Raw genomic sequence first — 10,798 nt, forward strand, 5'->3', positions numbered from 1 at the left:
CTCCATGGCCTATTTGTATAATTTGAACTTGTTGCACTTAGATTTTAAATCCGGGGGTTTTAAATTTAAAACCCTTAATTATTTATGGTGCAATCAATTCACCGGCTAAACGGAATTGACCGCAAAAAAATACCGTTGAAGACGTTGACTGGCGAACTTCAGCGGTATTCAATCAATAAACGCTTCAGTTATTGTTAACTATTTGCGACTGAATGTTTCTCATCCAAAACGTACTGGAAGGCAACTGAGCCGTCCAAGACGTTGGCTTTAAACAACCCTTTGATCCCCGATTTCTCATCAGTAACGACCACAAAATACTCTCCCTCGGCCTCTTTGGACCGTTCAAAGGTTTCGTATTCGCCCTTAAAGCCGTTCTTACGGAAAACACTGATGATCTTTAACATTTCGCGTTGTGATACTTCTGATTCATTATTCAAGGTTGTTGATACTCCATTTTCTAAGGTTTAATTGATTGTTTGATTCTGGTAACTAGTGGCCAAATAGCAACGATATTGTCGCTATTGTCCGTTTTACCACACTCTTGACACAATAAAAAGTCGACCCATACAGGCCGACTTTGCCAAGCAGGCACTAAATAAATTAGTCCCCTAACTTAGTTTTGTTAGTTACATTTAATTTTGCGTCGAAATCATAAACAACTGGTTGACCAGTCTTCATTTCGAGGTTGATGATATCGTCATCGCTGATACCTTCAATGTACTTGCTCAGGGCACGCAATGAGTTACCGTGAGCGGCGATGATAACGTTCTTACCATCAAGCAATTGAGGTGCAATTTCGTCTTCCCAGAAAGGCATAACCCGTTCGAGAGTGACCTTCAAGTTTTCACCACCAGGAACGATGTGTGGGTCCAAGTTAGCGTAACGACGGTCGTTAGCAGCTGAACCTTCGTCGTCAGCACTCAAAAGTGGTGGCAACACGTCGTATGAACGACGCCAGATGTGGACTTGTTCGTCACCGAACTTCTCTGCGGCTTCAGCCTTGTTTTGGCCTTGCAAAGCGCCGTAGTGACGTTCGTTCAAACGCCAAGTCTTGGTTTCTGGAATCCAGAGTTGGTCTGAGTATTCCAAAGCATAATGCAATGTCTTGATGGCACGCGTCAAAACGGAAGTGTAGGCCTGGTCGAATTCAATGCCGGCTTCCTTGATGAGCTTACCAGCATTGATTGCTTGCTTAACACCTTCGTCACTAAGATCAACATCGACCCAACCAGTAAACTGGTTAGATAAGTTCCATTCACTTTGACCGTGACGGATCAGTACTAATTTTGCCATTAGTCAATAACCTCTTTCTTCTTTTAATTACCTTGCTATTTTACACCAAAACAGAATGAATTACAGCACATAATCGGTCTTTCACTAATTGAAAACGGGTCCAATTATTGAGCTGGTAGGTTCCAATTTAATTATTTAATTCATTGTGAAATATTGCAATCACTGCGAATGGCTGGCGTCCCTGTTTTGTCCGTTGTTCATCTTCGCAATAATTCGACAATCAAACGCAGAAGATACAATTATGCAAAGCCCGCCAAAATCAAAATTGCGTCAATGCCACCCGGTCCGCCTCAGTAATTTCTCGCACGACCTTTGCCGGACTGCCAACCGCAATGACGCCCGCTGGAATATCATGGGTAACCACGCTTCCAGCGCCGATGATGCTGCCTGCTCCAATTGTGGTACCCGCAGTGATGACACTGTTTGCGCCGACCCAAACGTTGTCCTTAAGGGTGATGGGCGCGCTGTTGCCGATACCCGCCACCCGTTGCTCAGGCAGCACCGCATGACCCGCACAGGCAATGACGACACCCGGAGCAATAAACGCGTTGGCGCCGATATGCACTGGCGATGAATCAAGAATCGTCACATTATCGTTGAGCAGCGCCATCCCATGAAAGTGAATATTAAACCCATAATCGCAATGAAAATTGGCCGCCACAAACGGCAAATTTTCGCTGGTCTCAAAGAGTTGCATCAAAATTTTTTGCCGGGCTTCCTGCACGTTTGGGTCCATTTGATTGAGCTGCCAGCACAAATGGTCGGCGCGTTGGCGCATGTCGTTAGGTGCGTCTTGATACTGTGAGACATAGGGACTATTGCCCATCATCATATCTTTAAATGTCATTTGTCGTCCCCAGAATCACCGGACTTGGTGTGGTGCCAATCCCGGTTTTTAAACCGTTTGAGCTGTTGTTCCTTAAGCTGTTGAAATTGCGCTGGCGGCACGTGCAGCCCGTGAGCCCGTTTGACGCCCAGAATATCCAGAAAGAAGGTAAACACCGGCACGGCCACAATCAGCCCCCATGTTCCCCAAATGGCTTCACCTGCCAGCAGAACAACAAAGGTATAGAAAATCGGCAACTCGGTTTTGCTGGACATCAGCTTAGGATTCAGTACGTAGGCTTCCAACGTGTGCACGATGACCAGAAGAATAAGAATGTAAACGACATCTCGTATACCGCCTACCGAGTAGCCAATCAAACTCAGCGGAATTGCCGAGATGATGACCCCCGCGACTGGCACCAGACTTAGAATAAAGATCATGATGGCTAAGACGAGCAACTGCGGCATGTGCATGAAGGCTAATCCAATCGTCGTCACAACTGTATTGCAGATAGCGATAATAAATTGCGCTTCCAAGACCACGCCAAACGTGTCGGAGAACTTGTGTGCAAAGTAGTACACATCTTGGAAAAACCAACCGTAATCGCTGCTCAGAAAAAGTTTAGAAAACGACTTCATCGGCTTTTCTTCGATGGTGAAGAAGAAACTTAAAATCAATGAAAGAACAAAGGTCACCCCAAAGGACCCGATACTTGTCAGGTAATCCATCAAAATTTTGATGCCGCTTTTAACCTGCGGCATAATGTTCGATTTTCCAACCCAATCCGCCACCCACCGCATCGTCGCGTTAGTGTCGCTTGAGGAGCTCTGATAAAACTTGTAGATGGATTGTACGGTAGCCACGACCTGCGTTGCAACCTTCGGCAGGTAAATCGTGATGGCAAAATACAATGCCAGAATAATCAGCACGTAAACGGTAATCACAATAATCCGTGATGGTATCCGTACGTGGCGTTGGACAAAGTGAATCAGGCGCAGGACTAAAAACGTGAAGATGAACGTTAACAGAATCTTGCTCATTTGCGACCGAACCAGCCACAAAATAACGATAATAAAGCCTAAAACGGTCCACCGCCGCAGTGTTACATTTTCAACAAATCGATGATAAATCCCCACTCAGGTCACCCCAACTTAGTTCTTAGTTAAAAGTAGTTTCCACGAGCACCGGGTGGTGCCCACGGAAACTACTTTTTCAGTGTTATTTGTAATTTTTGTTAACGTATGACTTATAAGAAATGCCCGCCTTGTTGGCAGCAATCAGACCGGTCCGAATATCCTGATCAGAGAAACTGCTTTCCTGAACACCGGCATTCTTCAACGTTTTGCGTGCCGCAGAAATTTGAGCGCTGGTAATTGTTTTGCCGTTAATTTCAGTCTGTGATTTCTTAACAGTGTATTCGTTCGTTCCCTTATAATTCTTGGCAGCTTCACTTTCAGCCTTAGTCAATCCCGATACACTGCTGCTGGATGTTGCCGAAGAACTGTCCGTTGTTGCCGTCGTGGATGATGAACTGTCGCTAGTCGTTGCGGCAACCGAACTGGAGTCAGAAGCTGGCGTCCCGTCGCCACCGTTTTTAATGGCCTTGTTGTTTGCTGAGCGCAGTTCAACTGCCTTATTATATGTATCCTGGTAATAAGACTGTTTTGCATCTTTGTCCGTCAAAATGCGATCCAACGTGGCATTCGATTCTGTGTAAGTCTGGGCTTGATACTGAATCACAGCTTGTTCGTAAATTTGGGTATACATTTCTGCCCGCAAGCGAATCGGCTTCAAGCGTTTCAGTGACGTCTTGGCCCGCTTCGTTAAAATGGTGTACCCGTTCTTAGCATTCTGCACCTTCGTAAAGGCACTCTTGGCCGTTGAAAAATTACCATCATTCATCGCTGCATTACCGGTCACGTAATTTTGAGCCTGTGACAGGTAAGCCTGGGCAGTCTTGTCACTGTCCTTATGACGTAACGCTGCCTGAAAACTCGTTTCGGCTGCCGTATACCGTTTATCTTGCACGGCTAACTTGCCGCTGTTCATGGCGCTGTCGTACTGCGCCTGTACATTGTGGTGACTGGTGTACGCCAAGCCACCAGCAATGATGATTATTATGACTGTCGCTACAGCCCATACCCACTTTTTCAAGAGATTCCCTCCACATCTAATCCAAACATATTTATGTTTATTATACCATGATGACAAATGATGAAAGCCCCTGCCATGTAAATTTTCGGTAAATTTCAGGTAACGATTTGACACATAAGCGTATAATCGGAACCGTATATAGTGCACTAATATTCAAATGAGAAAGGGATTGAAGACCATGCTTGAAAAGACATTCTACAAAACATTTCTGAGCCGTTCGTTTAACATCCCCATCACGGTTACATACTGGGACGGAAAGACTGAAACATACGGCGAAGGGGAGCCGAAAATCCATATCACGTTCAATGAACCGATTCCAATTAAGGAAATCACGCGCAACGCATCCATTGCCTTAGGGGAAGGCTATATGGACAAGAAAATTGAAATCGACGGCAGTATCGAAGATCTGCTGATAGCCGCGTACGAGAGCGCTGATAGTTTCTTCCACAACTCAAAATTCATCAATTTCCTACCGAAACAAAAACATGATGAAAAAGAAAGCAAGGAAGATGTTCAAAGTCATTACGACTTGGGTAACGATTTTTACAACCTTTGGCTGGATGATACCATGACGTATTCCTGTGCCTATTTCGAGCACGATGATGACGACCTGACCACCGCCCAAATCAATAAAGTGCACCACATCATCAACAAGCTGGATTCAAAACCAGGACGTTCCCTACTAGATATCGGTTGCGGTTGGGGCACCTTGATGCTGACTGCTGCCAAGGAATACGGACTGAAGGTCACCGGCGTTACGCTGAGCCAGGAACAGTACGACTTCGTGCAAAATCGTATCAAAAATGAAGGCCTCGAAGCTATTGCTGAAGTCAAACTAGTTGATTATCGCGAACTGGGCAACCAACAGTGGGATTACGTCACCTCTGTTGGGATGTTTGAGCACGTCGGTGCAGAAAACCTCGGCACCTACTTCAACGACGTCGCCAAGTACATGAAAGACGATGGCGTGGCACTGATCCACGGCATCACGCGTCAGGGCAAAGGCGCCAATAACGGTTGGCTCAACAAATGGATTTTCCCGGGCGGTTACGTTCCCGGCATCACTGAAAATATGCAACATATTTTGGACGCTGGTCTGCAAATTGCCGATATGGAACCCCTGCGTCGCCACTACCAGAAAACAACTGAAACTTGGGATGAGAACTTTAACGCCAAACGTGCTGAGATCACTGACCTTATGGACGAACGATTTACCCGGATGTGGGACCTCTACCTGCAAGCCAGTGCAGCTTCCTTTGCATCCGGCAATATTGATGTCATTCAATACCTGCTGTCAAAGGGTCCCTCAGCAAAAACATTGCCGATGACTCGGGACTATATATATAATACGCAGCATTAATAAGATTTGTTTTTTAATGGACGCTCTTTTTTGAGCGTCCTTTTTTTACCGAAAATCCATAGGCAACGTTGCGTTGTGACCACAATTGGTTCACCTGACGAGTCGCCCTATTTTTAACGCACCTACCGGGTAACCTTTACACAGCCTTTACATAACCGCCATAAAATCGTTACATTGACCGGCTATACTCAAGGTAGAACCCAGTAGTGCCACAACTTGTTTTGCCAGACTGTCAATTAGGTGGCTGCCGAGATTACGATGGTGAGCAAAATGACGTCATGCACCGTATCCAATCGCCTTTGCCAATCATGTTAAAGGCGGCCAAAATAAAAAGCCCCGATCAAATGATCAGAAGCTTCAGGTTAGGATCATCTATTAAATTGGTGGTTCAAATGATCATTGATAACAGAAACACGCTGACTAACCCGGCAACTACGGAGATTGCCATGGAGCGTGTCACGTACGCAATGACTAAAACGAGAATCCCAGCAACGATTTCGGCAATGTGCGGCATCACCTCAAACTGGTAAGAACTGGAAATGAAGACATCCTTCACTACCAGTGCCGTAAACAACGAAACGGGTACGAAACGCATCCACTCGTTGAACCATTCGGGAATTTTTCGCTTTGTAAAAATCTTTATTGGCAGATATCGTGGTGCAAAGGCCACAAAGAAGCCTAAAATAATCAGCCAAAAATGTTGTGTGGTAGTCCACGTATTCACAGAATTCATTCCGTTTACCTCATCTAGCTATTCTGACCCGATTCATCAACAGTCTCATCATCTTCATCTTCCGTAGTCAGCTCATGATGCCGCAGCTTGTATAGCCAGTGGCTCTTGGGATGTTTTTCCAAAAGATAATGTTCGATAAGAAAGCCAATAAAAGAAGTTAACAACGTTGAGATGACCAAGCCGATGGTACTCTTGGTCAATGTCAGGAAAACCACGGCCAAAACACCGGCCAAAATTGCGATAACAATTGTGAGGCGTTCCTTGATTTGCATCACAACCATGTAGATAAACAGTGCAGTTAACGCAAATTGGACCACGTTAAGATCAATCTTTAAGGCACTGCCGATCAGGCTGCCAATGACGTTGCTGACTGCCCAGAATAGCAGTGAGTAATGTTCTACCTGTATGGCATCTTGCGGTGTCCACTTTTTATCAGTAGCAAATTTCAAGTAGTTGACCGCATAGTTTTCATCGTTTAATGATACGGCAAAAAACAGTAGAAACCGTTCCGACTGCCCCTTGAGGTACCGGGATAAACTGGATCCAAGTAACGCATAACGCAGTTCCAAGAAGAACAGCATTAAGACAATTGAAAGCAGCGGCGCGTTGATCGTTAACATTGACGCGATCATAAATTGGGCACCACCGGAAAAAACCAATATTGAAACAAGCCCCGTTAGTAACGTATTAAAACCAGCGGCGTGCAACAGCACCCCACAAGCCAAGCCGATTGGGATATAGCTTAGGTTCAATGGCATGGACGTCCGTAACGTCATCCGCCACCTGGGCTCGTCTGGGTTTGGCAATTGTTTAGTCAAAAAGAATGCCTCCATCACAAAGCGTTCGACACAACTGAAATGTTTAAAATCGTCACGCGCCGCAACACACACGACTGCGCAACTTTTCTTTTACCAAAATCAAACAAAATATACACCATAATCACACAATGCAAGACTATTCTACCATGTTTCATTATGTTTTCCTACGTTGATTTCACAAGGAAAACATTAGAATTTAGTTGTGTCTCATAGGTAATTTTAAATTGATATTTCAGTTCACGAACAATGTAATGGAAGCATCCATTTTAGTTCAGATATTCATTTTAATTAACTTTTTGCTTTAAAAAATGCCAACAATGTCGCGCCAAGTCCGAACGAACCAATTTGCCCGTTGTAGACTGTGATTGATCTTAATTGGGACATTTAATGTTGTCCCACCATTCAAGAAACTGAAAGTCTGCCCATCAGTTTTCAAATTCAGGGTCCCGACTTGCGTACCAGCCTTAAGCGGCGCCTTCAACCCGTTCTTCTCTTTAACCGAAGACTTCAAGGCTGCTTTACCCTTCAAACGCGCTGTACTCTGGTTCTTAGTCAACCAAACGGTGGTGTTCTTACCAACAGCAACCGTCGTTGTCTTCTGTTTCCCGTATGGAACGCTGACAGTGTCACTCTGTGCAAACTGGGCACCCTTCTTTAAGGTGACTGGTTTGTAAGTGGCGTAGACCCAGTGCATGAGTTTCTTTGTTTGAACGAACCGCGATGGATCAGTACTGCTCTTGTAGGAAGCATGCATGACGACAGTAATGATTCGGTGACCGTTCTTCTTAACCGTACCAGTAAAGTTGGCACCAGCTGCTGTTGATGACCCGGTCTTCAACCCGTCCACTGGCAAGCTTGACGTATATTGCGACAAACCCTTCAGCATAAGATCCCAACTAGTCATCGTTGTCTCACTGGCGCCTCCCTCGTCGAAGGTCGCAGTGGCCGTTGAGGTTGTTTTTAAAATTTGCGGGTATTTCTTTAACAAATCTTGTGCCAGTTTAGCCACGTCGCTAGCTGACATGGTGTTTTCATCCTTGCTTGGCAATGATGAATACCCCATTGAACCAGCCTGTCCGTTCGTGATTCCAGACGCAGTAATCAGCTTGGCGCTGTTTAGCCCAAGCTTCTTTGCAGTTTGCCGCATCTTCGTCATGAAGGCGTGCGGACTACCGGAAATTTCATTTCCTAACGCAACCACCGCTGCGTTGGCTGAATAAATCAGTGAGGCTTGGTAAAGTTCCTTGACAGTGTACGTCTCACTTGTCGTCAGCGGCACGTTGGTCAGCTCAGAATTTTCACTGAGTTTCGCTGTCGCCTTATTAACGTGTACCTTTTGATTCCACGACAGCTTACCTTCATGAATTTCCTGTAAAACAATATAGATGGCCAATAATTTTGTCATGGATGCAATCGGCAAAGCCTTTTTATCATTTTTTTCATAGAGAACCTGACCAGTCGTCGCGTCAATTGCGATGGCCGACTTAACGTTTAGGTTCAACGACGAAGACGCCGATGAAACCGTTGAAGCCTGGGCGGTCACACCGCTCGTGTAAAATGCCAAAAACAATGCTAAAACACTTAAAATGAGCCCCATCGAAGCGACAGTTCTCATTTGAATCTCTTTATTCTTCACGATTTTCCTCCGGTGATATCTTTGGTTGGACATGTTCGATCTTCTCGCCGTTCTTGACTGGTAAGTGAATGATAAAACGCGTCATTTCATTATCAGACGTCACGTAGATATAACCGCCGTGCCGGTCGACAATACTTTGGGCGATTGCCAGCCCTAAACCTGTTCCCCCCGTTGCTTTGGAACGCGATCCTTCAACCCGGTAAAACCGTTCAAACACCTGCTTGAGTGACGCTTCCGGAATCGGCGAGCCATCGTTTTCAACGCTCACCTGAATTTCCCGCTCACTCACCGGCTTTGACCGCAAAATAATATTGTGGCCGCCGTCACCGTACTTCAACGCGTTAGTAATCAAATTATTGAACACCCGACCCAATTTTTCAGCATCGGCTTCGATCTGTAAGGGCTTGTCATCGATGTCTACTGAGACTTTGATGCCCTTATCTTCTGCTTCAAGCTCAAAACTAGCGGCTAATTGTTCCAGCATTTGATTGATGTCAATTTTCGAAATGTTCATCGGCGTGTCTGTTTGGCGCATTTTGGTGTACTCAAAAAGATCCTCCACCAGCGACTTCATCTGTTTCGCCTTGCTAAACGCCGTATGGGTGTATTTAAGGATGTCATCTTCCGAATGGTACTGGTGGTCCTCAATCAAGCCAAGATAGCCAATAATGGACGTTAAAGGCGTTCTCAGGTCATGACTGACATTCGTGATCAGCTCATCCTTGGATTTTTCGATTCGCCGTTCATCCTCAATCGATGAAATAACCGAATCAACCAGCGCATTCACCGACGTTACCACACGCTGCGTGTCCCCCTTTAACGTAAACGGGATCCGGTGGTCAAAGTGACCGTTCGCGATGTAGTGCAGTTCGTCAATAATGTGGCGCAACTGCATTTGATGATACCGCCGAATCAGTCGCCAATAAACGACACCCGCGTCCGCTGCAATCATCAGGCCAATAAAAATATTCTCCCAGCTCCACAGCTGGTAATGGTTCGGACCGATGACCATGGACCGTTTAATAATAAATATCCCGTCCTGTAACCCTGGATTGGTTTGAATCATGTCATTTAAAATCACGATAACTGATAGGTTCACTAACAGTAAAATGACAATCGTTACAAACGCCTCCATGATGAGGGCACTTTTTTCTCGTGTGGTGAGTTTCACGGCTATCCTCCAACCTTAATCTTTTTCCCCCGCCAAAGGCATGCTGATACTAAAATCAGTTTCCAAACAGCGCCTGGAAACTGAGTTTATTCACCCAACCTTGTCTAGTGGGTCTCAATCTTGTAACCGACACCCCAAACGGTCTGAATTACTTTTTCGCCGCCAGTTGCATCTTCAATTTTATCTCTCAAATGAGACACGTGCACCATGACCGTTTTTGCAGAAACAATTGATTCCTGGCGCCAAACCCGTTCAAAAATTTCGTCAGCTGAAAAGACCCGGTTTGGATGGCTTGCCAGCAGATATAAAATGCCAAATTCTAATGCAGTCAAATTTATTGGACTGCCTGCAATCGTTTTAACTTCGTGGGAGTCCTTGTTAATGGTCAGTGAACCGATGTCTAACACATCCGGCTGGCTTTCTGTGACGTGATCCTGTGACCGTCGCAGCAGTGACTTGACCCGCGCCATAACTTCTAGCGGGTTAAATGGTTTCGTGACATAGTCATCACCGCCACTGATCAATCCCTGAATCTTATCCATATCATCAGTCTTAGCAGACAGAATCAAAATCGGCAGTTCGGAATCTTTCCGTACTTCCTTGATAACTTCAATTCCGTTCATTTCGGGCATCATAATATCCAGAATCATCAAACCAATGTCTGGTGTGGTGTGTAGTTTAGTCAGTGCCTCCTTACCATTGTAAGCAGTCACTGGTTCATAACCTTCATTTTTAATGTAAATCTCTAATAATTGCGCGATTTCTTTATCATCATCAACAACTAAAATTTTCATAATTAATTTAATA

Annotated in this window: 11 protein-coding genes; 1 reads left to right on the forward strand and 10 read right to left on the reverse strand. The window is 45.2% G+C overall.

Annotation, left to right across the window (positions count from 1 at the left end):
• Positions 1-194 precede the first annotated feature (194 nt).
• The 5 genes from FC82_RS04530 to FC82_RS04550 form a co-directional block, all read right to left on the reverse strand.
• Complete coding sequence (locus FC82_RS04530) at positions 195-437, reverse strand: hypothetical protein (RefSeq protein ID WP_235809171.1); 243 nt, start codon at positions 435-437, stop codon at positions 195-197.
• Between the two features lie 163 nt (positions 438-600).
• Positions 601-1,293: a 2,3-diphosphoglycerate-dependent phosphoglycerate mutase gene (locus FC82_RS04535; RefSeq protein ID WP_054762669.1), complete on the reverse strand. Its 693-nt coding sequence runs from the start codon at positions 1,291-1,293 to the stop codon at positions 601-603.
• Positions 1,294-1,552: 259 nt separating this feature from the next.
• On the reverse strand, positions 1,553-2,140 hold the full coding sequence (locus FC82_RS04540; RefSeq protein ID WP_056996328.1) for a sugar O-acetyltransferase: 588 nt from the start codon (positions 2,138-2,140) through the stop codon (positions 1,553-1,555).
• Entirely contained in the window at positions 2,137-3,255 is a 1,119-nt protein-coding gene (locus FC82_RS04545; protein WP_054762671.1) for an AI-2E family transporter, read from the reverse strand. The genes FC82_RS04540 and FC82_RS04545 overlap by 4 nt, the downstream gene beginning before the upstream one ends.
• An 82-nt stretch (positions 3,256-3,337) precedes the next feature.
• Complete coding sequence (locus tag FC82_RS04550) at positions 3,338-4,273, reverse strand: hypothetical protein (protein ID WP_054762673.1); 936 nt, start codon at positions 4,271-4,273, stop codon at positions 3,338-3,340.
• A 178-nt stretch (positions 4,274-4,451) separates the two neighbouring features.
• Here FC82_RS04550 and FC82_RS04555 point away from each other — a divergent pair, with 178 nt between their 5' ends.
• The gene (locus FC82_RS04555) at positions 4,452-5,633 is read left to right on the forward strand and encodes an SAM-dependent methyltransferase (RefSeq protein WP_054762675.1); all 1,182 of its coding nucleotides are present in this window, start codon (positions 4,452-4,454) and stop codon (positions 5,631-5,633) included.
• A 388-nt stretch (positions 5,634-6,021) separates the two neighbouring features.
• Here the strand turns inward: FC82_RS04555 and FC82_RS04560 are convergent, their stop codons facing one another.
• The 5 genes from FC82_RS04560 to croR all read right to left on the reverse strand — a co-directional run bounded on the left by FC82_RS04560 (position 6,022) and on the right by croR (position 10,785).
• Positions 6,022-6,366, reverse strand: a complete 345-nt coding sequence (locus tag FC82_RS04560; protein ID WP_056996329.1) for an AzlD domain-containing protein — start codon at positions 6,364-6,366, stop codon at positions 6,022-6,024.
• 14 nt (positions 6,367-6,380) lie between these two features.
• Positions 6,381-7,142, reverse strand: a complete 762-nt coding sequence (locus tag FC82_RS04565; protein WP_235809172.1) for an AzlC family ABC transporter permease — start codon at positions 7,140-7,142, stop codon at positions 6,381-6,383.
• Between the two features lie 343 nt (positions 7,143-7,485).
• Entirely contained in the window at positions 7,486-8,820 is a 1,335-nt protein-coding gene (locus FC82_RS04570; RefSeq protein ID WP_063285723.1) for a D-alanyl-D-alanine carboxypeptidase family protein, read from the reverse strand.
• Positions 8,810-9,991: a sensor histidine kinase gene (locus FC82_RS04575; RefSeq protein ID WP_056996330.1), complete on the reverse strand. Its 1,182-nt coding sequence runs from the start codon at positions 9,989-9,991 to the stop codon at positions 8,810-8,812. The genes FC82_RS04570 and FC82_RS04575 overlap by 11 nt, the downstream gene beginning before the upstream one ends.
• 104 nt (positions 9,992-10,095) lie before the next feature.
• On the reverse strand, positions 10,096-10,785 hold the full coding sequence (gene croR, locus FC82_RS04580) for a response regulator transcription factor CroR (protein ID WP_054708986.1): 690 nt from the start codon (positions 10,783-10,785) through the stop codon (positions 10,096-10,098).
• Between the last annotated feature and the right edge of the window lie 13 nt (positions 10,786-10,798).

This window comes from Secundilactobacillus collinoides DSM 20515 = JCM 1123 (assembly GCF_001435975.1).
Classification (GTDB): domain Bacteria; phylum Bacillota; class Bacilli; order Lactobacillales; family Lactobacillaceae; genus Secundilactobacillus; species Secundilactobacillus collinoides.

Bases quoted from the DNA above. Each gene is read 5' to 3' on its own strand.
- FC82_RS04535 (WP_054762669.1), bottom strand. From the start codon at position 1,293: ATGGCAAAATTAGTACTGATCCGTCACGGTCAAAGTGAATGGAACTTA.
- FC82_RS04540 (WP_056996328.1), bottom strand. From the start codon at position 2,140: ATGACATTTAAAGATATGATGATGGGCAATAGTCCCTATGTCTCACAG.
- FC82_RS04555 (WP_054762675.1), top strand. From the start codon at position 4,452: ATGCTTGAAAAGACATTCTACAAAACATTTCTGAGCCGTTCGTTTAAC.
- FC82_RS04560 (WP_056996329.1), bottom strand. From the start codon at position 6,366: ATGAATTCTGTGAATACGTGGACTACCACACAACATTTTTGGCTGATT.
- FC82_RS04565 (WP_235809172.1), bottom strand. From the start codon at position 7,142: ATGACGTTACGGACGTCCATGCCATTGAACCTAAGCTATATCCCAATC.
- croR (WP_054708986.1), bottom strand. From the start codon at position 10,785: ATGAAAATTTTAGTTGTTGATGATGATAAAGAAATCGCGCAATTATTA.